Annotated in this window: 21 protein-coding genes, 1 tRNA gene and 2 pseudogenes; 15 read left to right on the top strand and 9 right to left on the bottom strand. The window is 68.3% G+C overall.

The window, feature by feature from the left end; all coding sequences use genetic code 11:
* The first annotated feature begins 74 nt into the window (after positions 1–74).
* From IEZ00_RS21245 to IEZ00_RS21235, 3 genes are all read left to right on the top strand, one after another.
* Positions 75–1,040, top strand: coding sequence for a ketopantoate reductase family protein (locus tag IEZ00_RS21245; protein ID WP_189225043.1), 966 nt, complete (start codon positions 75–77; stop codon positions 1,038–1,040).
* A 159-nt stretch (positions 1,041–1,199) separates the two neighbouring features.
* Positions 1,200–2,402, top strand: coding sequence for a cytochrome P450 (locus IEZ00_RS21240; RefSeq protein WP_189225042.1), 1,203 nt, complete (start codon positions 1,200–1,202; stop codon positions 2,400–2,402).
* Between the two features lie 38 nt (positions 2,403–2,440).
* Complete coding sequence (locus IEZ00_RS21235; protein WP_189225041.1) at positions 2,441–2,635, top strand: ferredoxin; 195 nt, start codon at positions 2,441–2,443, stop codon at positions 2,633–2,635.
* A gap of 860 nt (positions 2,636–3,495) precedes the next feature.
* Here IEZ00_RS21235 and IEZ00_RS21230 read toward each other — a convergent pair.
* Complete coding sequence (locus tag IEZ00_RS21230) at positions 3,496–4,476, bottom strand: trypsin-like serine peptidase (RefSeq protein ID WP_189225040.1); 981 nt, start codon at positions 4,474–4,476, stop codon at positions 3,496–3,498.
* Between the two features lie 233 nt (positions 4,477–4,709).
* Here IEZ00_RS21230 and IEZ00_RS21225 point away from each other — a divergent pair, with 233 nt between their 5' ends.
* From IEZ00_RS21225 to IEZ00_RS21205, 4 genes are all read left to right on the top strand, one after another.
* Positions 4,710–5,000, top strand: a complete 291-nt coding sequence (locus tag IEZ00_RS21225; RefSeq protein ID WP_189225039.1) for a helix-turn-helix domain-containing protein — start codon at positions 4,710–4,712, stop codon at positions 4,998–5,000.
* A gap of 138 nt (positions 5,001–5,138) precedes the next feature.
* Positions 5,139–5,378, top strand: a complete 240-nt coding sequence (locus tag IEZ00_RS21215) for a hypothetical protein (RefSeq protein ID WP_189225038.1) — start codon at positions 5,139–5,141, stop codon at positions 5,376–5,378.
* Positions 5,379–5,468: 90 nt separating this feature from the next.
* Positions 5,469–5,666 (top strand): transposase, encoded by a 198-nt coding sequence (locus tag IEZ00_RS21210; protein WP_268248804.1) that lies wholly within the window; start codon positions 5,469–5,471, stop codon positions 5,664–5,666.
* Positions 5,667–6,076: 410 nt separating this feature from the next.
* Positions 6,077–6,159, top strand: a tRNA-Leu gene (locus tag IEZ00_RS21205).
* Here IEZ00_RS21205 and IEZ00_RS21200 read toward each other — a convergent pair.
* Together IEZ00_RS21200 and IEZ00_RS21195 are read right to left on the bottom strand one after the other, a co-directional pair.
* Positions 6,141–6,542 (bottom strand): hypothetical protein, encoded by a 402-nt coding sequence (locus tag IEZ00_RS21200; protein WP_189225036.1) that lies wholly within the window; start codon positions 6,540–6,542, stop codon positions 6,141–6,143. The genes IEZ00_RS21205 and IEZ00_RS21200 overlap by 19 nt on opposite strands.
* On the bottom strand, positions 6,539–7,621 hold the full coding sequence (locus IEZ00_RS21195) for an integrase core domain-containing protein (protein WP_189225035.1): 1,083 nt from the start codon (positions 7,619–7,621) through the stop codon (positions 6,539–6,541). The genes IEZ00_RS21200 and IEZ00_RS21195 overlap by 4 nt, the downstream gene beginning before the upstream one ends.
* Before the next feature lie 78 nt (positions 7,622–7,699).
* On the opposite strand from IEZ00_RS21195, the pseudogene IEZ00_RS38130 reads away from it, so the two are divergent.
* Positions 7,700–7,925, top strand: a pseudogene (locus IEZ00_RS38130) (transposase); the annotation flags it as partial.
* A gap of 326 nt (positions 7,926–8,251) precedes the next feature.
* Here IEZ00_RS38130 and IEZ00_RS21185 read toward each other — a convergent pair.
* The 4 genes from IEZ00_RS21185 to IEZ00_RS21170 are packed head-to-tail and all read right to left on the bottom strand — an operon-like array spanning position 8,252 to position 12,334.
* Positions 8,252–8,395, bottom strand: a complete 144-nt coding sequence (locus IEZ00_RS21185) for a hypothetical protein (protein ID WP_189225034.1) — start codon at positions 8,393–8,395, stop codon at positions 8,252–8,254.
* Position 8,396: 1 nt separating this feature from the next.
* Positions 8,397–10,001: a glycerol-3-phosphate dehydrogenase gene (gene glpD, locus IEZ00_RS21180; protein WP_189225033.1), complete on the bottom strand. Its 1,605-nt coding sequence runs from the start codon at positions 9,999–10,001 to the stop codon at positions 8,397–8,399.
* 25 nt (positions 10,002–10,026) lie between these two features.
* Complete coding sequence (glpK, locus tag IEZ00_RS21175; RefSeq protein ID WP_189225032.1) at positions 10,027–11,544, bottom strand: glycerol kinase GlpK; 1,518 nt, start codon at positions 11,542–11,544, stop codon at positions 10,027–10,029.
* Positions 11,545–11,566: 22 nt separating this feature from the next.
* The gene (locus tag IEZ00_RS21170; protein ID WP_209620684.1) at positions 11,567–12,334 is read right to left on the bottom strand and encodes an MIP/aquaporin family protein; all 768 of its coding nucleotides are present in this window, start codon (positions 12,332–12,334) and stop codon (positions 11,567–11,569) included.
* A gap of 239 nt (positions 12,335–12,573) precedes the next feature.
* Here IEZ00_RS21170 and IEZ00_RS21165 point away from each other — a divergent pair, with 239 nt between their 5' ends.
* From IEZ00_RS21165 to IEZ00_RS21150, 4 genes and pseudogenes are all read left to right on the top strand, one after another.
* Positions 12,574–13,338 carry an IclR family transcriptional regulator gene (locus IEZ00_RS21165; protein ID WP_189225096.1) on the top strand — a complete coding sequence of 255 codons (765 nt, stop codon included), beginning with the start codon at positions 12,574–12,576 and terminating at the stop codon, positions 13,336–13,338.
* Positions 13,339–13,363: 25 nt separating this feature from the next.
* Entirely contained in the window at positions 13,364–14,860 is a 1,497-nt protein-coding gene (gene glpK, locus IEZ00_RS21160; protein ID WP_189225095.1) for a glycerol kinase GlpK, read from the top strand.
* 533 nt (positions 14,861–15,393) lie between these two features.
* Positions 15,394–15,990: a DUF8817 family protein gene (locus IEZ00_RS21155; protein WP_189225031.1), complete on the top strand. Its 597-nt coding sequence runs from the start codon at positions 15,394–15,396 to the stop codon at positions 15,988–15,990.
* Positions 15,991–16,744: 754 nt separating this feature from the next.
* Positions 16,745–18,025, top strand: a pseudogene (locus IEZ00_RS21150) (IS256 family transposase).
* A 136-nt stretch (positions 18,026–18,161) separates the two neighbouring features.
* On the opposite strand, the gene IEZ00_RS21145 reads toward IEZ00_RS21150, so the two are convergent.
* A complete protein-coding gene (locus IEZ00_RS21145) occupies positions 18,162–19,244 on the bottom strand; it encodes an integrase core domain-containing protein (RefSeq protein ID WP_189225030.1) in 1,083 nt (360 codons plus the stop codon).
* 67 nt (positions 19,245–19,311) lie between these two features.
* Between IEZ00_RS21145 and IEZ00_RS21140 the strand changes: the two genes are divergently transcribed.
* Both IEZ00_RS21140 and IEZ00_RS38000 read left to right on the top strand, forming a co-directional pair.
* Positions 19,312–19,827, top strand: coding sequence for a TROVE domain-containing protein (locus IEZ00_RS21140; protein WP_306344689.1), 516 nt, complete (start codon positions 19,312–19,314; stop codon positions 19,825–19,827).
* Positions 19,791–20,036: a hypothetical protein gene (locus IEZ00_RS38000; RefSeq protein ID WP_306344688.1), complete on the top strand. Its 246-nt coding sequence runs from the start codon at positions 19,791–19,793 to the stop codon at positions 20,034–20,036. The genes IEZ00_RS21140 and IEZ00_RS38000 overlap by 37 nt, the downstream gene beginning before the upstream one ends.
* A 12-nt stretch (positions 20,037–20,048) precedes the next feature.
* Here the strand turns inward: IEZ00_RS38000 and IEZ00_RS21135 are convergent, their stop codons facing one another.
* Positions 20,049–21,299: an SLC13 family permease gene (locus IEZ00_RS21135; RefSeq protein ID WP_189225029.1), complete on the bottom strand. Its 1,251-nt coding sequence runs from the start codon at positions 21,297–21,299 to the stop codon at positions 20,049–20,051.
* A gap of 142 nt (positions 21,300–21,441) precedes the next feature.
* On the opposite strand from IEZ00_RS21135, the gene IEZ00_RS21130 reads away from it, so the two are divergent.
* Positions 21,442–22,767 (top strand): M20/M25/M40 family metallo-hydrolase, encoded by a 1,326-nt coding sequence (locus IEZ00_RS21130; RefSeq protein WP_189225028.1) that lies wholly within the window; start codon positions 21,442–21,444, stop codon positions 22,765–22,767.
* Positions 22,768–22,814: the final 47 nt, after the last annotated feature.

The following is a 22,814-nucleotide window of genomic DNA, read 5'->3' as shown; positions in this document are numbered from 1 at the left end:
ACAAATGGAGATGACCTCCATATGGTAGTAAGCGGAGATAACCTCCACTTCAATCATACCCCGCGAGGTGCAGCGTGAAGATCCTGATGTTCGGCCGAGGCGTGATCGCCACCATCTACGGCCGAGCCCTGCAACAGGCGGGACATGACGTCGAGTTCTACGTCCGCCCCGGCCGCGCGGCGACGTACGGGGAAGCGGTCGACCTCGACCTGCTCGACATGCGGCGCCGGGTGTGGGGGCGGCGCGTCGTGGAGAAGTGGCCGGTGCGCTACCGCGAGGCGCTGGAGCCGGACCACGACTTCGACCTGATCGTGCTCAGCGTGCCGCACCACCGCCTCGCGGAGGCGACGGCCTTCCTGGCCACGCGGATCGGCCAGGCCACGGTGCTGGTCTTCGGCAACATCTGGGCCGAGCCGCTGGCCGCGATCGGCGCGCTCCCCGTCGACCAGGTCGCCTGGGGCTCTCCTCAGGCCGGTGGCGGTTTCGGCGCGGACGGCGTGCTGCGCGGGGCGCTGCTGCCGTCGGTCGTCTTCGGCACCCTCGGCCGTCCCCCGACCGACCGGGAGCGGGCCGTGCGCCAGGCGTTCCGCGAGGCCGGGCTCCGCCCGAAGGAGCAGCCTGACTTCCGCGGCTGGCTGTGGGTCCACTTCGTGTCGGACGCCGCCCTGTTCTCACAGGGCTTGAGGCTGGGTTCCCTGTCCGAGCTGACCGGGTCGACGAGCGACTTCCGCGAGGCACTGCTGACCGGCCGCGAGCTGCTGCCGCTCCTCCAGGCGCGCGGCGTCGACCTGCGACGTCACCGGGGCGGTGTGCTGCTGTTCCAGACGCCGACCCGGCTGACGGCCCGCGCGCTCGCCTGGCTGACCGCTCATGTCGCGCTGGCGCGCATGACTTTCCAGACCCACTCCGATCCCGAGGCTCAGGAGCCGAGGGAGATCTGCCGGGACACCCTGGCCGAAGCACGACGGTTGGGCATCCCGGTACCGCGACTGGAAGCGGCCGAACCGCACTTCGCCCGTGAGGGGACGGGTCGGATCTGACTTCACCGATGTTGGCGGTCCCGGTGGTCCACCGCGGCTCCGTGGTCCGCCGCATCCCGGAGCGAACCCAGTCGCACCGGTCGGCCAAGTGCCGTTCACACACGGCTCTTCGCTGTCCGGCCTCTGCCGCCTGTCCCTGACGTCGTGGAAGGAAAAGTCATGACCACCGCTGAGAAGCACGAGTTCCCCATGTCCCGCACGTGCCCGTTCGCGCCGCCGCCCGCGTACGAAGCGATCCGCGAAGAAGAGCCGGTCTCGCGGGTTCGTCTGCCCGACGGGTGGGCCTGGGTGATCAGCCGCCACGAGGACGTGCGAACGGTGTTGAACGACCGGAGATTCAGCGCCGACCGGCAGCATCCGGACTTCCCGCAGCTGGTCAAGGGCGAGGCGGCGTCCCGGAGGCCGGACGAGGAGCGCATGCTGATCGCGATGGACGCACCCGAGCACGGGCCGGCGCGCAAGGCCGTGCTCGGCGAGTTCACGGTGCGCCGGTTGGAGGCGCTGCGGCCGCGGATCCAGGAGATCGTCGACGGACAGATCGACGTGCTGCTGGCCGGGCCGAAGCCCGGTGACCTGGTGGATGCGCTGTCGCTGCCGGTTCCGTCGCTGGTGATCTGCGAGATGCTGGGTGTCCCCTACGCCGACCACGAGTTCTTCCAGGAGCACACGGTGAAGGTGATCAAGCAGTCGACGCCGCCCGAGGAGCGGTGGGCTGCCATGGGGGCCATCCAGGGCTACATGGCCGACCTCATCGCGGCGAAGGAGGACAACCCGCCGGACGACCTGCTCGGGCGGCAGATCGTCAAGCTGCGCGCGGCAGGCACCTACCGGCGGACGGCACTGGTCAACATGGGCCTCCTGCTGCTCGTCGCGGGCCACGAGACGACGGCGAACATGATCTCGCTGTCGACCGTGGCGTTCCTGCGCAACCCGGAGCAGCTCGCGCTGATCAAGGCCGACCCCGGCAGAACGCTCAACGCGGTCGAGGAGATGCTGCGGTACTTCACGATCATCGACGTGGCGACGGCCCGGCTGTGCGTCGAGGACATCGAGGTCGGCGGGCAGCTGATCCGCGCGGGCGAAGGCGTGCTGGCGCTGGGTTATTCGGCCAACCGGGATCCGCGGGCGTTCGAGAACCCGGACGAGCTCGACATCGAGCGCGGCGCACGCCACCACGTCGCGTTCGGGTTCGGGCCGCACCAGTGCCTGGGCCAGAACCTGGCTCGGATGGAACTGCAGATCGTGTTCGACACGCTGTTCCGCCGAGTCCCCACGCTGGAGCTGGCGGTGGATGTCGACGAGTTGCCGTTCAAGGACGACGCGAACATCTACGGCCTGTACGAGCTCCCGGTGACCTGGTAGCGGACGAACTGCCATCCCCACCTCAGGAGGACAGGACCATGAGGATCATCGCGGACACCGGCAGGTGCGTCGGTGCCGGACAGTGCGTGCTCACCGAGCCCGCGTTGTTCGACCAGAGCGAGGACGAGGGAACGATCATCGTGCTGAACGAGGCGCCGGAGGGCGAGCTGGTCGAGAAGGCCAGGGAAGCGGCACGCGTGTGCCCCGGCCAAGTCCTCTCGCTGGAGGCGTGAGCCAACCCGTGGATGGCCGCACAACCTGCGACGATTACGCTGATCAGTGCGGGACGTTGAACGGCGCATCTCCGCTCAAACAGGGCGAACTCTCACGATGGGTCCGCCGCGCGACAGCGTGCCTCGACCCGACCGGCATCGGGCCTGCGTCTTGGCCGCCCTGTCGCGGAGTGAGGTTGTCCCCTTTGAACCGGCCATTCTTCCCCAGACAGCGGTCCGGGAAAGGGCGGTCCGCGCCCGGCAGTCGAAGTAGTCCGAGGGGCTCCCTGATCGGATGAACCGGGAGGTCAGCGCACCCCGTCGGAGCGGTTGCGGATCGCCGACGCGACCCGATCCAGGTAACAACCACCCCGGGTTGTCGAGGAAAACTCAGGATCGGCGCCAGCATCTCGCCGGGGGGGCGATGCCCAGCCGACGGCAGGCGCCGTCCTGAGCCGGTCCAGGCGACGGGCTCGACCGACGTCCAGCGGGCACGCGAGTCGGTGCGACCGGGCTGTGCCGGACCGCTCTGAAGTCGTGCTCAGCGGCAGCTCTCCGGTCCCGCCTGTCCGGGGATCGGAGCACCTCGGGCACTGCTCATCCGTTCCGGGTTCCAGTACTCCTCGCCGCGTCCCGGTGTGTCGGCGACCGGACCTGCGGCCTGACCGGAGGGCGTGTCGCACGAGCCGGGATCGGGGTCCTCGGGAGAGTCGGACAGCAGAACGGTAAGCCCGATCAGGGCCACGACCGTCGCCGCCGCCGCGAGGAGCGTGACCGCTCGTCGTCGTGGCCCCACATCACACCTCCGGTCCGCTACGCGAAGGCACCGATCGGTCCGCCCGTCATCGCGGCGGACCGATCGTCCGGGCAGTTCGTGCCCGCTACATGTCCTTCACCGTGTCGAACAAGCTTCCAGCGGTATCGTAGCTGAAGTAAGGACTTTGCCACTTGAACACCTGCGTCGGATCCGTTTCCCAGAACATCCAGCTGTTCACGCCGTTGAGATAGGCCCAGAACGTCGCGCCGTACTCGTTCAGCCACGGACCGCCGCTCGCGCCACCGGTCATGTTGCAGCCCAAAGTCGGGAATCCGCTCTCGTTCCACGTGGTGCCCGAGCAGTAGTAGAGACCGCTCCCGTTGAACGGCGGGTTGGCCGGGTAGCCGAACATGTAGATCGGGAGGCCGTAGCCGTATCCCCACTTGATCCCCTGCCCGCCAACGGCATCCACGATCCGCACGCCGTTCTTGGGCTGCATGACCACCGCCGCCACGTCGAAAGCGCGATTCTCATCATTGGTCCACCCGGTTTTGGCCCACAACTGGTAGGCGCTCCACGTGCCGAACGGCGAGCCGCCGTGGTATTGGGGCACGAACACCCAGCGGTTGACGTCGAACCAGTCGCGACCGCCTCCGCCGCCGTGCACGCAGTGGCCCGCGGTGAACACCAACCGCTTGCCGCCGCTGTTGACCGTGCTGCCGGAACAGGAGCGGTTATCGCCGTGGTCGTCCACGAAGAACACCCGACCGGACATGGTGTGGATGTCCGCCTGCGGGCTCATCGCCGTCGGCAACGCGCCGTCGATCCTCCCCTTCGGCCCTGGTCTCGGCTTGGGCTGGTCCGCCGTGTCCGCCGCGGTCACCCTGGACGGCCCGGCGGCGATGGCCCCGGCCATGCGCGCCGGCGTCCAGTACTCCTCCGCGCTGAGCCCGTTCACTGAAGATGTCTCCGAGCTGGCGTTGCCCGCGGCCGCCTCGGCGTCCACCGACTGGCCCGCCGATCGCGCGAGCGCGGGACTGGCCATCATGCCGATCCCCGCCACGCAGGCGGCGAGCACGACCGCGAACTTGCGAAGTAAGAGCACAATTCCTCCCCATGGCGAAATAGTGAGAGGAGGGCGTGCCACGAGTCATCGCACCTTTGAATTCGGTGGGGCACATGATGGCGAATGCCTGGTGATCCCCCTCGCGACAACGATCGTGTCGCATGCGAGCAGTGATCACAAGGCTGCGCTGCGCAGTGCGTCCGTTCAGGCTAGCTCGACGCGATTTCGGCCCTATTGAATCGAAAGCAATCGGTTGCCTGGATGTTGACCGGGTGGTCGAGCTTGAGGGTGCGCACCGGTTGTCGCCTGCCGAGCAAGAGGTCCTGCGGCTGCGGGTAGTGACCGCGTTGGAGTCCGGGCGGGTCGAGGACTACCGGCAGGCGGCGGAGGTGTTCGGGGTCTCGGTGCGGTCGGTGGGTATCTGGTGGTGCGCCTACCGGCATGATGGTCGCGACGGTCTGGCGACCCGCCGGGGGCGTCCCGGTCCCGCCGGGCTGATCAGTCCTGAGGACCGGGGCACGCTGTTCGCGGCGATGGCCGACTACCCCCGGAGGAATTGCTGATCGGTGGCCCATTGTGGATCCGCCAAGCGGTGGTCGAGCCGATCCGACTGGTCGTTGGGATCGACATGACCGAGTAGGGCGTCGGGTTGTGGCTGCGTCGCCACGGCTTCACCCTTCAGCGCCCGGCCCGCCGCGCCCATGAACAGCAGTCCGCTGCGGGTGCGCGCCTGGCTGGACGAGGACTATCCGGCGATCGAGGCACGGGCGAAGGCCGAGGGTGCGGTGATCACCTGGGTGGACCAGTGCGGGTTGCGCTCGGATGCCGCGCCGCCCGGTCGGTCCCGGGCACCGCCGGGCCGCACGCCGGTCGTGCGGGTGACCGGGAAACGCCTGCGGGTCAACGTCATGTCCGCCGTCGCCTCACGAGGCGCGCTGTGATTCACCGTATTCACCCAGCGGTTCACCGCACCTGTGTTCACCGGATTCCTCGACCGCGTCGCCCGCTAGGCCGACCGGAAGGTCCACGTCATCGCCGACCGACACCCCGTGCACGGCGGCAAGGCCGTCCGCGCCTGGCTCGAAGCCAACACCGAGAGGATCGAGCTGCACCTGATGCCCGGCTACAGCTCCGAGCTCAACCCCGACGAGCCGCTCAACGCCGACCTCAAGCGCAACGTCAACGCCTCCCGTACCCACAACGTCGACCGACTCGCCCACGAGACCTGACGGTTCCTACGCCGCCGCCAGCGACAGCCACAGCTCGTCCGCGGCTACTTCCGGGCCCCGCACGTCCGCTACGCCGACATGTAGGCAATCGAAACACTTTCGATTCAACATCGGAAATTGTTTCAGCAGGTTCGGGCCTCATGGCGGCGATGATCGCGAAGCCGGACGTGACTGCGACCTGGGCATCCTCGACCAAGCGCTGCCTACCACCACACGGCAAGCCTGATCCGGCCCGCGTGCCCCTGGGAGGCGGCAAGCCGGGGCGTCGGTGCGCCTGACGACCGGTTCGACCACCGGTGCGGCCAGCCGAGCGGCGCAGGTGGCGGCGGTCGAAGGCGCCGCTTGAACCCCCGATTTTGGCTAGCAGGAACGATCATGTAATCTATCCCCACCGCGGCGGGAGCCGAGGAGTCCGGGTGGCGGAATGGCAGACGCGCTAGCTTGAGGTGCTAGTCCCCGCAAGGGGGTGGGGGTTCAAGTCCCCCCTCGGACACGCGCACTAACCCTACCGATAGGGCGGATGGTCACATCGACCGTCCGCCCTTCGGCGTTGTAGACCATCTCCAACCCCAACCCGGCGAACAGTTCTTCCAGCTTGGCGGGGTCAGCGCGACTGATGATGGTCCGCACGTCGCCGAGCGAGTCGATCATGGCGTAGACCTCAGCATCTTCGATCGAACCCGGTGGGCTGCTCCCCTCCAGTTCGGCACGGGCAGCCGCTCGCTGTGCCTGGGCTTCGTTGATGGCCTCGACCAGCGCTGAGGGATCGACACCGGCGTCAATGGCTGCGCGAAACCGCTTCAACCGTCCTTCAGCCGCCTCCAATCGTTTTTTCGCGGCCCCTGTGCCGCTCGAAAAGTCATCGCTGCTGGTCAAGCGGCGTGTCTGTACTCGTTGATGAGGCCGCCGAGAATGCGGGTGCGGAGCAGTCTGCGGTGGTCGAGGTCGTCTACCGCGGTGGGGTGGTGCTGAGCCTCGGGCGGTAGTTGGTTGCGGGTCTGGTGGGGTCGGCGTCGGTTGTAGTGGTCTTCGTAGGTCTTGAGGACTTGTCGTGCATGGGCTTCGCCCAGGATCAGGATGTGGTCGAGGCCTTCGCGTCGGATGGTGCCGATGACCCGTTCGCAGTGGGCGTTCATCCGGGGTGCCTGCGGCGCACTCTTGATCACACGCAGATCGTCGGCTTGGAAGACGGCGTCAAACGCCTGGCCGTACTTGCCGTCACGGTCGCGGAGCAGGAAGCACAGCGACTCCATCCGGCGTCCGAGGTCGGTGGCGAGGTTCCTGGCCTGCTGTGTCGTCCACTCCCGGGTGGGGTGGGCGGTGACGCCGGTGACGTGCAGGCGCCTGGTGCCGTGTTCGAGGAACACCAGCGCGTAGAGCCGTGTGCCGAGCACGGTGTCGAGGTGGAGGAAGTCCGCCGCGATGATGCTCTCGGCCTGGGCGGTGAGGAACTCGCGCCAGGTCGGGCCGCTCCGACGTGGCGCCGGGTCGATGCCCGCATCGTGCAGGATTTGCCAGACCGTCGAGTGGGCAATGCGGTGGCCGAGCCGGGCCAGTTCGCCCTGGATCCGTCGATGACCCCACCTCGGATTCTCCCTGGCGAGGCGCAACACGAGCGACTTGACCGCCGCTCGGGTCGGTGGGCGTCCGATAGGTCGCCGCGCGGAGTAGTCCCACTTGCGGACCACGAGTTTGCGGTGCCAGGTGAGCAGGGTGCCCGGCGTGACCGGAAAGACCTCCCGCCACCGCCGACGATCCACCAGCCCGGAGAGGGCCGCGAACCAGGCCCGATCCGCGGGTTCATAGCGGACCGGGCCTGTCAGGTGCCGACGAAGGACCGCATTCTCGTGCCGCAGCACGAGCAGCTCGGCGTCCTTCGCCGCCTCGCTGCGCAGCAAGGCCGACGGGACGGACAGCAACCTCCGGGTCATCTTGTACAGCAGGGACACGATCACCCGGACATGCTCTCAACACGGCGACACGCCTTGCTCTACCAGCGACGATGACTTTTCGAGCGGCACAAGGTCAAACACCTTCTGACCGTGGACTATCCCGACGCCAAGACCGTGGTGCTGGTCATGGACAACCTCAACACCCACACCATCGCCTCCCTCTACGAGGCCTTCGAATCCGGCCAGGCCTTCGCCCTGGCCCAGCGCCTGGAGATCCACCACACCCCCAAACACGGGTCCTGGCTCAACATCGCCGAGATCGAACTGTCCGCACTGTCCCGGCAATGCCTCGACCGCCGCATCGGCGACCTCGACACCCTCAACACCGAACTCGCCGCCTGGCAACACGCCATCAACGCCGAACAACGCCAGGTCCGCTGGCAGTTCACCGCCGACGACGCACGTGTCAAACTCCACCACCTATACCCCAAGAGTTAGCCGCGACGGTCTACTAGGGCCTGTCCTCAAAGCAGGTGTGGTCAATCTGCTTTGAGGACAGGCCCTAGCGGCGGAGGTCACGGCCGACCCGACTCACCGACCCCTGGGTTTATAAGCCCGCTTCCGCTCGCCCAGCGCGGACGGAGCGGCGCCGAGGGAGTAGGGCAGCCGCGCCCACGCCGCCCAGCGCTCGTCCTACACCTGGATCACGTCGAGATGGCCGCCGGGCAGGAACCGGGTCAGGTGCACGCCCGCCACCTGCCCGGTGTTGCCCAGCAGGGGTAACAGCCGGAAGCCACCCTGCCGGCGAAGGCGCTCGATCAGCTCCAGGCCGTCCATCTCATCTCGCCACCATCTTCGTGCTCGCCCGGTACGCCTGGACAGCCGCATCGCGGTCAGCGACCGACCACCTCAGCGGACCCGCGATCAGATCGGCGACCTGATCCGCGACGGAAGCGCCCTGGTCGAGGTGCTCGACCGCGATCCGGGTGCGGCGGTGCAGCACGTCCTCCAGGTCCAGCGCGCCCTCGTGCGTGACCGCGTACACTATCTCCGCGGCCAGGTACCCGGCCACCTCGGCCTTCAACGCCGGATCCTGTGCGGCCAGAGCCAGCACGTCGGAGACAGCGGAGCCGTAGCGGCCGAGCAGACGCTCCACAGTGGACGTGGGCAGGCCGGACTCGGCGGCGACTCGAGCCCGGTCCGCCCACAGCTCGTGGTAGCCCACCGCTCCGCACAGCGGCAGGCGCGCGGTCAACGACGGAGCGACCGCCTGGCCAAGACCGGAAACAGCGGCATCGACGACATCGGCGGCCATCACCCGGTACGTCGTGTACTTGCCGCCCGCGATCACGAAGAAGCCCGGCTCCGGCTGCGCCACCGCGTGCTCACGCGACAGCTTCGCCGTGTCCCCGGAGGCTCCGTCGAGCAACGGACGCAATCCCGCATACGTACCAACAACATCGTCCACGGTCAGCGGTGACCGGAGCACCGCGTTGACGTGGTCGAGGATGTACGCGACATCTTCGTCAGAAGCGGAAACAGCCGCTGGGTCACCGTCGTACGGCGTGTCCGTGGTGCCGACGATCCAGTAGGCACCCCACGGGATCACGAACAGCACGCTCTTCTCGGTCCGCGTGATCAGCCCGCCGTCGAGCTGGATCCGTTCCCTCGGAACAAGAACGTGCACACCCTTGGACATCCGCACGTTGAACGGCGCAGGAGCGGAGCTCATGGAGTTCAACGAATCCGTCCACACTCCGGTCGCACTGATCACGCGACGGGCTCGGACATCAACAGTCTGCCCGTCCACCTCGACACGAGCGCCGCGAACCGCACCCTCAGAGCGCAACAACGAGGTTACCCGAGCACGGGACAACACCGTGGCGCCGTGCTGAGCGGCCGTGCGCACCAGAGTCATGACGAGACGCGCGTCGTCCATCTGCGCGTCGTAGTATCGGATCGCGCCTGCGAACGCCGAGGCGTTCAACGACGGCCCCACTTCGGCCATCCGACGACGGGAAAGGTGCCGGTGCATCGGCACCGCCCCAGCGCCACCGATGGAGTCGTACAGCAGCACGCCCGCGCCGACGTAGGCGCGTTCCCACTGCTTCTCCAACGGGAAGAGGAACGGCACCGGCCGCACCAGGTGCGGTGCGAGCCGGCGCAGCAACAACCCGCGTTCCTTCAGTGCTTCCCGGACCAGCTTGAACTCCAGCTGCTCCAGGTACCGCAGCCCGCCGTGGACGAGCTTGCTGGATCGGCTCGACGTGCCCGCCGCCCAGTCGTGTGCTTCGACGAGCGCGACCGAGAGGCCTCTCGACGCCGCGTCCAACGCGGCACCGGCGCCGACCACACCACCTCCCACTACCAGCACGTCGAACTCCGCGCTGTCGATCGAGCGGAGCGCATCGGCACGTCGAGCCGAATCCAGCCTGGCAAACACCGTTACTCCTTAGAAGGAAACCAACTCAGCGGACGTCGGAGTCGACCCAGTCGAAGGACTTGGTGACGGCCTTCTTCCAGTTGCGGTACTGGCGCTCGCGGTCGTCGGCGTCGAGCTCCGGCGTCCAGCGCTTGTCCTCGGCCCAGTTCGCCCGCAGCTCGTCGAGACCCGACCAGAAGCCGACGGCCAGACCGGCGGCGTAGGCGGCACCGAGAGCGGTGGTCTCAGCCACGACGGGACGGACGACCGGCACGTCGAGCACGTCGGCCTGGAACTGCATCAGCAGCTCGTTCGCGACCATGCCGCCGTCGACCTTCAGCTCGGTCAGCGGCACGCCGGAGTCGGCGTTCATGGCGTCGAGCACCTCACGGGTTTGGAAGGCCGTGGCCTCCAGCACCGCGCGGGCCAGGTGGCCCTTGTTCACGAACCGGGTGAGGCCGACGACCGCGCCACGCGCGTCCGCCCGCCAGTACGGTGCGAAGAGACCGGAGAACGCGGGCACGAAGTACGCGCCACCGTTGTCCTCGACGCTGCGGGCCAGCGTCTCGATCTCCGGCGCCGAACCGATGATGCCGAGGTTGTCGCGCAGCCACTGCACCAGCGAACCGGTGACCGCGATCGAGCCTTCGAGGGCGTACACCGGAGCCTCGTCACCGATCTTGTAGCAGACCGTGGTGAGCAGGCCGTTCTTCGACTGGACCTTCTCGGTGCCGGTGTTGAGCAACATGAAGTTGCCGGTGCCGTAGGTGTTCTTCGCGGTACCGGGCTCGTAGCAGGCCTGGCCGAACGTGGCCGCCTGCTGGTCGCCGAGGATGCCCGCGATCGGCACGCCCTTCAGCACACCGCCGGGACCGCCGGTGCCGTAGACCTCGGAGGAGGAACGGATCTCCGGCAACATCGACAGCGGAATGCCCATTTCCGCAGCGATGTCGGCGTCCCACTGCAACGTGTCGAGGTCCATCAGCATGGTCCGCGACGCGTTGGTCACGTCGGTGGCGTGCACGCCGCCGTTCGGGCCGCCGGTGAGGTTCCACAGCGTCCACGTGTCGGTGTTGCCGAAGAGCAGGTCACCGGCTTCGGCGCGCTCGCGGGCGCCCTCGACGTTGTCGAGGATCCAGCGGATCTTCGGGCCGGAGAAGTAGGTCGCGAGCGGGAGGCCGACCTTGGCGCAGTACCGCTCGGCACCGCCGCCGAGCGCGCCGAGCTCCTCGACGATCGCCTGCGTGCGGGTGTCCTGCCACACGATGGCGTTGTAAACGGGCTCACCGGTGTTCTTGTCCCACACCACCGCGGTCTCGCGCTGGTTGGTGATGCCGACCGCGGCCAGGTCGCCGGTGTTGAGGTCGGCGGTGGCGAGCGCCTGGCCGATCACGAACCGGGTGTTCTCCGAGATCTCGACCGGGTTGTGCTCGACCCAGCCGGCCTTCGGGAAGATCTGCTCGTGCTCCTTCTGCCCCACCGACACGATCGAGCCGGAGTGGTCGAAGATGATCGCCCTGGTGCTGGTCGTGCCCTGGTCGACGGCGAGAACGTACTGCGTCATCGGAGCTGTCCTTTCAGGAGTGTCAGAACACGAGCGAGGTGACGACACCGGCGATGGCGCCACCGATGATCGGGCCGACGACAGGGACCCAGGAGTAGCTCCAGTCGGAGTCCTTCTTGCCGATGGCCTCACCATCGGTGCCCTTGTACGACAGCGGCAGCAGGGCGTGCGCGATGCGCGGGCCGAGGTCGCGGGCCGGGTTGATCGCGTAGCCGGTGGGGCCACCGAGCGAGGCACCGATACCGACGACGAGCAGGGCGACGGCCAGCGGGCCGATCTGCGTCGGCGTCTTTGCGAACGCGAGGATCACGAAGACAAGGACGAACGTGCCGATGATCTCGCAGACCAGGTTCCAGGCGTAGCTGCGGATCGCCGGGCCGGTGGAGAAGACCGCGAGCTTGAGGCCCTCGTCGGGCTCCGCGTCGAAGTGCGGCTTGTACGTGAGCCACGCGAACACGGCGCCGAGGAACGCGCCGAGCACCTCACCGGCGAAGTACACGATCGTCGAGCCGAAACCGACGGGCACACCGGGCGCGTACTCAGCCGCACCACTGGTGAGGATGCCGATCGTGACGGCGGGGTTGAGGTGCGCGCCCGACTTGTAGGCGACGTACACGCCGGCGAAGACCGCGAGGCCCCAACCGAAGCTGATCAGCAGCCACCCGCCGTCCTTGCCCTTCGACCCGGTCAGCAGCACGTTGGCCACCACGCCCGCACCCAGCAACAGCAAGACACCCGTGCCGAGCACCTCGCTGAGGAACACTGCCCCGAGACCCACGCTGGCCTCCATTCGTCCTTGAACGGCTGATCACCCTGTGGTGAGTGAGCGGAACGTAATGACCCACGTCACGACTGCTCAACGGGCACGTTTCGACAATGTCGACACCAGGTGAACCCCAACGAGTGACCAACCGGTCACGCTGCGCTCAGACCAGGCTTTTCCGGCGGTTTTCCACCGTTGTCCTGCGGCGATGCGCGACGGAGCTGTTCGACATTGCCGACACGGGTCTTCTCAATTACGTTCTTAGCGTGCCGGGCCCCATCCAGTCGATCGAACGAGCCGCAGCCGTGCTGCGGCTGCTCGCGCGTGGCTCCGGCCACCACAGTCTCACAGAGATCGCCGACTCGCTCGGTCTCGCGCGCGGCACCGCGCACGGGATTCTCCGTACGCTGCAGCGGGTCGAGTTCGTCGAACAGGACCAGGCGACCAGCCGCTACCGCCTCGGCGCCGCACTCCTGCACCTGGGCACCTCCTACCTCGACGCGAACGAACTGCGCTCGCGCTCGACCAACTGGGCCGACACGCTCGCCGCGCGCTCGGGCCAGGAGGTCAGGATCGGCATGCACCACGACGGCGCCGTGCTCGTCGTGCACCACGTGTTCCGGCCCGATGACTCAGTGCAAACACTAGGCATCGGCGCGATGCTGCCGTTGCACGCGACCGCGTTGGGCAAGGTGCTGCTCGCCTACGACCCGGACCTGTCGGCGGCCACACGCCGGCGGGAGCTGACGTCGCTGACCCGCCGCACGATCACCCGGACGCAGGCGCTCGAACGGGTGCTGACGGAGGTTCGCTCGCAGGGCTGGGCGGGCGAGGCCGAGGAGTACATGCCGGGCGAGGCCTCGATTGCCGCGCCCATCAGGATTCCCGGCGGTCTCGTGGTCGGCGCGATCGGCATCTCCGGTACCGTCGACCGGCTGTGCGACTCCGCGGGCAGGCCGCGTGCGACGCTGGTGCGCCAGGTCTGCCAGGCAGCCGAATCGGTCACCACCTCACTCGTCGACGAGAACTGAAGGGCTTGTCGTGCAACGGTTCGTGATGGCGATCGACCAGGGCACCACGTCGACGCGCTGCATCGTGTTCGACCGGAACGCCCGCCTCGTCGCGGTCGCTCAGCGCGAGCACCGCCAGTACCACCCCAAGCCCGGCTGGGTGGAGCAGGACGCGGTGGAGATCTGGCGCAACGTCGACCGGATCATGCCGCAGGCGTTGCGGCAGGCGGGGATCACCGCGGACCAAGTGGTCGCGCTGGGCATCACGAACCAGCGCGAGACGTTCGTGCTGTGGGACCGCCACACCGGCGTGCCCGTGGGACGCGCGATCGTCTGGGAGGACATCCGCACCGAGGAACTCGTTGCACGGCTGCAGAAGCAGCCGGGTATCGAGGAGGTGCGCGAACGCTGCGGCCTGCCGCTGGCGACGTACTTCTCCGCGCCCTCGTTGCGGTGGCTGCTGGACAACGTGGCCGGGCTGCGCGCGAAGGCCGAACGCGGCGACGTCCTGTTCGGCACCATGGACACCTGGCTGATCTGGAACCTCACCGGCGGAGTCAACGGCGGCCTGCACGTCACCGACGTGACCAACGCGTCACGGACCATGCTGATGAACCTCGCTACCCGGCGATGGGATCCGATGCTGCTGGATTTCTTCGGCGTGCCCGCGTCGATGCTGCCGGAGATCCGGCCGTCGTCGGAGATCTCCGGGCGGACCACGCGGGTGGTGCCGGGCATCTCGATCACCGCGGCGCTGGGTGACCAGCACGCGGCGCTGTTCGGGCAGACCTGTTTCGAGAAGGGGTCGATCAAGGGCACGTACGGCACCGGCGGGTTCCTGTTGATGAACACGGGAACCGAACTGGTGCGCTCGAACCACGGACTGCTGACCACGATCGGCTACCAGATCGGCTCCGAGCCCACATACGCGTTGGAAGGGTCGATCGCGGTCGCGGGGTCGCTGGTGCAGTGGTTCCGCGACAACCTCGGGCTGATCCACAGCGCACCGGAGATCGAGACGCTGGCGCGCACGGTGAAGGACAACGGCGGCTGCTACATCGTGCCCGCGTTCTCCGGGCTGTTCGCGCCGCACTGGCTCGCGCAGGCGCGCGGCATCGTCGTCGGGCTGACCTCGTACATCAACAAGGGGCACCTCGCGCGGGCGGTGCTGGAGGCGACCGGGTGGCAGACGCGTGAGGTCGTCGACGCCATGAACGCCGATCTCGGTGCGCCCACGCCCGTGTTGAAGGTGGACGGCGGCATGACCGCCGACCACCTCCTGATGCAGTTCATCGCGGACGTGCTGAACATCCCGGTGATGCGCCCGCTCGTGGCGGAAACCGTGTCACTGGGTGCCGCTTACGCTGCTGGACTCGCTGCCGGTTACTGGCCGGACCTCGAAGGGTTGCGGCGCAACTGGCACCTGGCCGCGCGGTGGAACCCGGCGATGGAGACCCGGCACCGCGAGGACGAGTACGCGAATTGGAAGCGGGCCGTCGAGCTGACGTTCGCCTGGGCCCGCTCCACACCACCGTCCACCTAGGACCGCTGCTTGCGCACCCAGGCGGCGATGCCTGTGCCGCTCGAAAAGTCATCGCTGCTGGTCAGGGCGGCTTGTCTGTGCTCGTCGCGGGGCCGCCGAGCAGGCGGGTGCCATGTAGATCACCGCAGGTCACTGGGGGTGATGTATCGGTATACGGCTAGCGGCGGGGCCAGTGAGCGGTCATGTTCGATTTTCCAGCGCAAGACGCAGGTGCGGTCGCCCAGTCGACTGCCAGCGGACGTGACCGGATGGGCAGACCTGTGGAATCACCCCCCCAGCACATCCGGAACGCCTCCGACCGATTCGCCAGGAGTCGGCGCCACTCGGCCGCGATCTCGAGGTGGGTATTCGATCTTCGGCGTGATCAGCGGTGACGTGGCGGGACGAGTGGGCGTCTCGCCACGGGCGCGCCAGTCGCAATGCATCTGCATCGCGCGCGCCTGTCGCGCAGCCTTGGCAGCGGAGCCCCCGTAGTGTTCGCACGAGCAAATAGCTCGGTGTCGTTCCGGCAGGTCCGGGCTTAGCTTCGGGCGGTGGCGAACGAACTGACCATTCCGCTCCTGCCCTGTCCCTCCATCGACGAGATCGCGTCGTTCTACCAAATGCTCGGCTTCGAGATCACCTACCGGCAGACGCGGCCGAACCCGCACGTCGCCGTGCGGCGGGAAGACATCAACCTGCACTTCTTCGGGATGGACGGCTACGACCCGGCGCAGTCGTACAGCACGTGCCTGGTCATCGTGGCCGACACCAGCGAGCTGTTCGAGAGCTTCGCGGCGGGGATGCGGGCCGTGCACGGCAAACTGCTCCTCTCCGGCATCCCGCGCATGACCCGGCCGCGGCTGCGCAACGACCGGTACACCGGGTTCACCGTCGTCGATCCCGGCGGCAACTGGATCCGGATCAACAAGGCCACCGAGGAACCCGAGGCGCGGACCAGGCTCGCCAAAGCCATGGAGAACGCCGCCCGGCAGGCGGATGCGCGCGGCGACGAACGCCAGGGGCTGAAGATCCTGGAAGGCGCGCTGAAGCGGGCGACCGGCGACGAACCGGAGTTCCAGGCGGCGCGGGAGTACCGCGACGAGCTCATCGAACGAATCAAAGGGTGCGAGCCGCATCCAGACGCTTGAGCGCGGCCCTGAAGGTCGTTCAGAGCGGAGGGAGTAGGCGCGCAGGAAGCCGCCGCAACGGGCCGGGGGAAGCCATTGCCTCCCCCGGAGTCGGCGGCTTCCCGGCGCGCGAATGCCAGCGGGTCGTCCGGCCTGCGGAGCGTGATCCTGTCCATGATCACGAGCTGGAGGGACAGGGCCGGACGCGTCCACGCCCTCGCTACAGCGACAGCATGCTGAACAGGCACGTGCGCTTGTCCTCGGAGAACTTCTTGACCAGCAAACCGTCAAGTCGAGCATGAGCTGCACGTGATCGGATGGTTGAGCTTGTCCCTCGACGCGTTCGTGGCGGCCTTGGCCACACGAGTGGAGGAGAACAGCCCGAGCGCGCGACCGCCCCGCCGCGTTCGTCAAGCCCTCGATCTCATCCAAGCACTCCTGCAGCAGAGGTCTTGCTACGCAAAGGATGCCGCTCAGTCCATGCCGAAACGGCGAATCGGCGTCGAGGCCAGTCGACTTCGGACTGTCGTCGACCTGGCCGGAGGCACTTCCCTGCGCGCGGTCGCTCCGCTGACCCTCGACGGAGTCCTCGCACCCGTGATCACTACGGTCTACCTGCTTAAGGTGGGTACGCGGTTGAGGGAGCTGTGATTGCGGAGCGGGACGCCATCGACATCACCTATGAGGCCACTCGTGCCCGCTTCGGTATCTCATGGGGATTGTAAAACGCGCGGTGTAACTCCTGATCAAGGATGCGCACCTGATGACCGAGATGATGTCCGGCGTGGAGAACGCCGAGGACGCCAAGCCCGAAACCGCCCTGGAGGGCCTGGACGAGCAGTTGGTTGACCAGTTGGTCAGCCGGGTCCGCGCCGGTGGCCTGAAGCTCACCGGTGAGGGCGGGGTGCTGCAGCAGCTGACCAAGCGGCTGCTGGAGTCGGCCCTGGAAGGCGAGATCACCGACCACCTGGGCTACGACAAGCACGACCCTGCCGGGCGGGGTACCGGCAACTCGCGCAACGGCACCCGCTCCAAGACGGTCCTCACCGACATCGGGCCGGTGGAGATCGACGTGCCGCGCGACCGCAACGCCGAGTTCGAACCGCGGATCGTGGCCAAGCGGCAGAAGCGCCTCACCGGTGTCGACGAGATGGTCATCTCGCTGTTCGCCAAGGGATTGACCACCGGGGAGATCTCCGCGCACCTGGCCGAGGTCTACGGCGCCGAGGTGTCGCGCCAGACGATCTCCACTCTTCCCCGACAAGGTCGTGGAGGGCATGGTCGAGTGGCAGAACCGGCCCCTGGACCCGGTCTATCCGGTGGTGTTCATCGACGCCATCCACGTCAAGATCCGCGACGGCCAGGTGGCCAACCGGCCGATATACATGGCGATGGCCGTGACCTGCGAGGGCCATCGAGACATCCTCGGAATCTGGGCCGGGGACGGCGGCGAAGGCGCGAAGTACTGGCTGCACGTGCTCACCGAGCTGCGCAATCGCGGCGTGGCGACGTGCTGATGGTGGTCTGCGACGGGCTGACCGGGCTGCCCGACGCCGTCACCACGGTCTGGCCGCGCACCGTCGTGCAGACCTGCATCGTCCACTTGCTGCGCAACAGTTTCCGCTACGCGGGCAGGCAGCACTGGGACGCCATCGCCAAGGCGCTCAAGCCCGTCTACACCGCCCCGACCGAAGCGGCGGCGAAGGAGCGGTTCGCCGAGTTCGCCGATGCCTGGGGCGCCCGCTACCCGGCGATCGTGCGGCTGTGGGACAACGCCTGGGCCGAGTTCGTGCCGTTCCTGGCCTTCGACGTGGAGATCCGGCGGGTGATCTGCTCGACCAACGCGATCGAGAGCGTCAACGCCCGCATCCGCCGCGCGGTCAAGGCACGGGGCCACTTCCCCAACGAGCAGGCCGCGCTCAAGTGCGTCTACCTGGCGGTGATGAGCCTGGACCCGACCGGCACCGGCCGCAAACGCTGGATGATGTGGTGGAAGCCGGCGTTGAACGCCTTCGAGATCGCCTTCGACGGCCGCCTGGCCGCCGGACGCAAGTAACCCTCTTCAACTCGAGTTACACCGCTAGTTTGACAGACCCTTTATCAGATCGGACCCGTTGTTTTGTGTTTATGCGGCCCGCAGGATCGGACGGGGCAACTCGACCGTGCGCCGCTCGAGAAGTCATCGCTGCTGGTCAGGCGGCTTGTCTGTATTCGTTAATGAGTCCGCCGAGGATGCGGGTGCGAAGCAGTCTGTAGGTGTCGAGGTCGTGGACTGGCGGAGGTTGCTCCTGGGTCTCGGGTGGTAGTTGGTCGCGGGCCTGGTGGGGTCGGTATCGGTTGTAGTGGTCTTCGTAGGTCTTGAGGGCATGCCGTGCGTGGCTCTCGCCGGTGATCAGGATGTGGTCGAGGAGTTCGCGTCTGATGGTGCCGATGACCCGTTCGCAGTAGGCGTTCATCCGGGGCGCCTGCGGTGCGCTCTTGATCACGTGGAGATCGTCAGCGTGGAAGACGGTCTCGAAGGTCTGGCCGTACTTGCCGTCGCGGTCGCGTAGTAGGAAGCGCAGAGATTCCATGCGCGTGTCGAGGTCTGCGGCGAGGTTCCTGGCTTGCTGCGCGGTCCATGCCTGTGTCGGGTGGGCGGTGACGCCGGTGATGTGCAGGCGTCTGGTGCCGTGTTCGAGGAACACCAGCGCGTAGAGCCTTCGACCGAGCACGGTGTCGAGGTGGAGGAAGTCCGCCGCGATGATGCTGTCGGCCTGGGCGGTGAGGAACTCCCGCCAGGTCGGGCCGCAGCGGCGTGGTGCCGGGTCGATGCCCGCGTCATGCAGGATCCGCCAGACGGTCGAGGGTGCGATGTGATGGCCGAGGCGGGCCAGTTCGCCCTGGATTCGCCGGTGACCCCATCGGGGGGTCTCCTTGGCGAGCCGCAGCGCGAGCGACTTGGTCGCGACTCGTGTCGGTGGACGTCCGGTACGTCGACGCGCGGAGTAGTCCCACCAACGAGCCACAAATCTGCGGTGCCAGGCGAGCAGGGTGCCCGGCGTGACTGGAAAGACCTCTGACCAACGTCGACGATCCACCAGCCCGAAGAGGGCAGCGAACCAGAACCGATCCGCGGGCTCGTAGCGGACCGGGCCCGCGACTTGCCGATGGAGTACCGCGTTCTCGTGCCGCAGCACAAGCAGCTCGGCTTCCTTCGCCGCCTCGCCGCGCAGCAGGACCGCCGGAACGGACAGCAACCTCCGGGTCACCTTGTACAGCAGGGACACGATCACCCAGACATGATCTCAACACGGTGACACCCCGCTCCACCAGCGACGATGACTTTTCGAGCGGCACAACATGGCGCTGCTGCGCAACCTGCGCAACTTCGACCAGGCCGGGGTCTCGGACGCGGTGGCGGCCGAGGTCGCGGCGCGGCTGGCCGATCCGGCGCGGGTCCAGCGGTCGCGACAGCTGCCGATGCGGTTCCTGTCCGCGCACCGGGCGGTGCCGTCGTTGCGGTGGGCGTGGGCGCTGGAGCGGGCGATCGACCACTCGCTGCCCAACGTGCCCGCGCTCGGCGGGCGGACGCTGATCCTGGTCGACACCTCGGGCTCCATGGACTCGCGTTTCTCCAGGGACGGCAGCCTGATGCGGTGGGACGCGGCCGCGGTGTTCGGCATCGCGCTGGGCCTGCGCTGCGAGCACGGCGAGGTGGTGTCCTTCTCGGACAGCACCAGGCCGTTCGACGTGGCGAAGGGCGAGTCGCTGCTGCGCGCGGTGCGGCGCTGGAAGGAGGGGGTTACTTCATCGGCAGCGGCACGCGCACCGAGGCCGCCGTGCGACGCCACTTCGACGGCCACGACCGGGTCGTGATCCTCACCGACGAGCAGGCGGGCTACGGCGACGTCGGCCGTGCGTTGCCCGCGAGCGTGCCGCTCTACACGTGGAACCTCGCCGGGTACCGGCGAGGCCACTCGGCGTCGGGCGGCGGCAACCGGCACACCTTCGGCGGCCTGGGCGACCAGGCGTTCCGGATGATCCCGCTGCTGGAGGCCGGGCGGGACGCCACGTGGCCGTTCTGAGGACGGGACGGCTCAGCCGAAGTCGGGCACGACGAGGACCAGCCAGATCACCAGGGGCGCGACCGCGACGACCACGCCGCCGTAGGCGAGCAGCTGCTTGAAGAACCGGTCGCGGTCGACGTCCTTGGCGTTGGCCAGCACCAGCGCGCCGTTGGTGCTGAACGGGCTGACGTCGACCACGGTCGCGGAGACGGCCAGTGCCGCGACCATGCCGACCGGCCCCACGGTGCCCAGCGCCAGGAACGGCACGGCCAGCGGGATCAGGGCGCCCATGATGCCCACGGAGGAGGCGAAGGCGGAGACGACGGCGCCGATGTAGCACAGCAGCAGCGCGGCGAGGACGGGGATGCCGACGTCGCTGACCGCGTTGCCCGCGTAGTCGATGGTGCCCAGTTCCCGCAGCACGCCGACGTAGGTCAGGACGCCGCAGATCAGCAGCACGGTGGGCCAGGTGATCTCGGCGACGGCCTGGCGGCTGGTGGCGGGCCAGGCGATGCTGAGCAGCACGGCGAGGGTGATGGCGGTCAGGCCCACGTCCAGGTCGAGCACCAGGGTGCTGACGACCAGGGCGAGCAGACCGGTCAGGGTGGCCACGACCGGCAGGCGCGGCTTGGTGGTGGCGGTCTGCTCGGGGGGCGGCTCCTGCGGCGCGGTGCCGCGACGGCGCAGGACGGCGTGCAGGACGGCGTGCAGGACGGCGGCGATGGCGGTGTTGGCCACCAGGCTGGCCAGGAAGAGCACGAGCGGGTTGCCGGGGATGCCGTCGCGCTCGACGATGCCGTTGACGATCGAGCCGTAGACGCTGATGGGCGAGAAGCCCCCCGCCTGGGCGCCGTGCACCACCATGGCCCCCATGAGCAGGGGGTTGATGCCGTGCCGGGCGGCGAAGCCCAGGGCGACCGGGGCGACGATGGCCACCGCCGCCGGGCTGACCGCGCCGATGGCGGTGAGCACGGCGGTGATGGCGAACATCACCCACGGGATGAGCGCGGTGCGCCCGCCGACCAGGCGGACCGCGGCCGTGACCAGCCAGTCGGTGGTGCCGTTGGCCCTGGCCAGCGCGAACAGGTAGGTCACGCCGACCAGCACCACGAAGATGTCGCCGGGGAAGCCCGCGAAGATGGCGTCGCCGTCCATCCCGCCCGCGAGGGTGCCGACCAGGAACGCCCCCGCGAAGGCCAGCGCGCCCATGTTGACCGACAGGGTGGTGGCGAGCAGGAAGATCACCGCGAGGACCAGGATCGAGACCAGTTGGGCTGTCAACGACACCTCCTGGAGTGGTCTGAGCCACTGTCCTGGTTACTCGCCGCGTTGGTCAAGTAGCTGCTCGTCCCCGGTCGCGGTGTGTCGGGCGGGCGGTGGGACTCGTCCGCGCGCGGGCCGCACCCAGTGGTAGGAAGTGCTGGTGGAGAACTTGGGTGACGGGTTGGACCTGGCGCAGGACGAGGTCGTCTCGCTGGCCAGCGAGCTGATCAGGATCGACACCACCAACACCGGGGACCCGGCGACCGTGGTGGGCGAGCGCGCGGCGGCCGAGTGGGTCGCGGAGAAGCTGGCCGAGGTGGGCTACGAGACCACCTACGTCGAGTCCGGGGCCAAGGGACGGGGCAACGTCATCGCCCGGCTGGCGGGCGGCGACCCGTCGCGCGGCGCGCTGCTGGTGCACGGCCACCTGGACGTGGTGCCCGCGGACGCCTCCGAGTGGTCGGTGCACCCGTTCTCCGGCGCCGTGCAGGACGGCTACGTGTGGGGGCGCGGCGCGGTCGACATGAAGGACATGGTCGCCATGTCGCTGGCCGTGGCCCGCCGGTTCAAGCGGGACGGGATCGTGCCGCCGCGCGACATCGTGTTCGCGTTCCTGGCCGACGAGGAAGCGGGCGGGCTGTTCGGGGCCAAGTGGCTGGTGGAGAACCGGCCGGAGCTTTTCGAGGGCGTCACCGAGGCGATCAGCGAGGTCGGCGGTTTCTCCATCACGCTCAAGGACGACGTGCGCGCCTACCTGGTGGAGACCGCGGAGAAGGGCATCCGGTGGCTCAAGCTGCGGGTGCGCGGCACCGCGGGCCACGGGTCGATGATCCACCGGGACAACGCGGTGGCCAAGCTGGCCGCGGCGGTGACCAAGCTGGGCCAGCACCGCTTCCCGATCGTGCTCACCCCGTCGGTGCGGGAGTTCCTGGACGGGGTCTCGGAGATCACCGGGCTGGAGTTCCCCGAGGACGACATCGAGGGCGCGGTGGGCAAGCTGGGCGCGCTGTCGCGGATGATCGGCGCGACGCTGCGCGACACGGCCAACCCGACGATGCTGTCCGCTGGCTACAAGGCCAACGTGATCCCGTCGGTGGCCGAGGCGACCGTGGACTGCCGCATCCTGCCCGGCCGGGAGGAGGCGTTCGACCGGGAGCTGGCGGAGCTGCTGGGGCCGGAGGTGGAGCGCGAGTGGATCGGGCTGCCGCCGGTGGAGACGACCTTCGACGGGGCGCTGGTGGACGCGATGGTGGCGTCGATCTCCGCGGAGGACCCCGGCGCGAAGGTGCTGCCCTACATGCTCTCCGGTGGCACCGACGCCAAGTCCTTCCAGCGGCTGGGCATCCGCAACTTCGGGTTCGCGCCGCTGAAGCTGCCCGCCGACCTGGACTTCTCCGGCCTGTTCCACGGGGTGGACGAGCGGGTGCCGGTCGACGCGCTGCGGTTCGGCGTGCGGGTGCTGGAGCGGTTCCTGCGCAACTCGTGACGTATCGCCCCGGCCGTCGTTGGTCATCGCGGAGTCGACGACGGCCG

It is taken from the genome of Saccharothrix coeruleofusca (assembly GCF_014648515.1).
Taxonomy (GTDB): Bacteria; Actinomycetota; Actinomycetes; order Mycobacteriales; family Pseudonocardiaceae; genus Actinosynnema; species Actinosynnema coeruleofuscum.
Note: the sequence above shows the minus strand (reverse complement) of the source record. Positions and strands in the feature narration are given on the sequence as shown.

Excerpts from the sequence above, each read along its gene's own strand:
- IEZ00_RS21170 (WP_209620684.1), bottom strand. The coding sequence starts at position 12,334 with ATGGAGGCCAGCGTGGGTCTCGGGGCAGTGTTCCTCAGCGAGGTGCTC.
- IEZ00_RS21240 (WP_189225042.1), top strand. The coding sequence starts at position 1,200 with ATGACCACCGCTGAGAAGCACGAGTTCCCCATGTCCCGCACGTGCCCG.
- IEZ00_RS21215 (WP_189225038.1), top strand. The coding sequence starts at position 5,139 with ATGAACAGCAGTCCGCTGCGGGTGCGCGCCTGGCTGGACGAGGACTAT.
- IEZ00_RS21140 (WP_306344689.1), top strand. The coding sequence starts at position 19,312 with ATGGCGCTGCTGCGCAACCTGCGCAACTTCGACCAGGCCGGGGTCTCG.
- IEZ00_RS21185 (WP_189225034.1), bottom strand. The coding sequence starts at position 8,395 with ATGGACGGCCTGGAGCTGATCGAGCGCCTTCGCCGGCAGGGTGGCTTC.
- glpK (WP_189225095.1), top strand. The coding sequence starts at position 13,364 with ATGGCGATCGACCAGGGCACCACGTCGACGCGCTGCATCGTGTTCGAC.
- IEZ00_RS21235 (WP_189225041.1), top strand. The coding sequence starts at position 2,441 with ATGAGGATCATCGCGGACACCGGCAGGTGCGTCGGTGCCGGACAGTGC.
- glpK (WP_189225032.1), bottom strand. The coding sequence starts at position 11,544 with ATGACGCAGTACGTTCTCGCCGTCGACCAGGGCACGACCAGCACCAGG.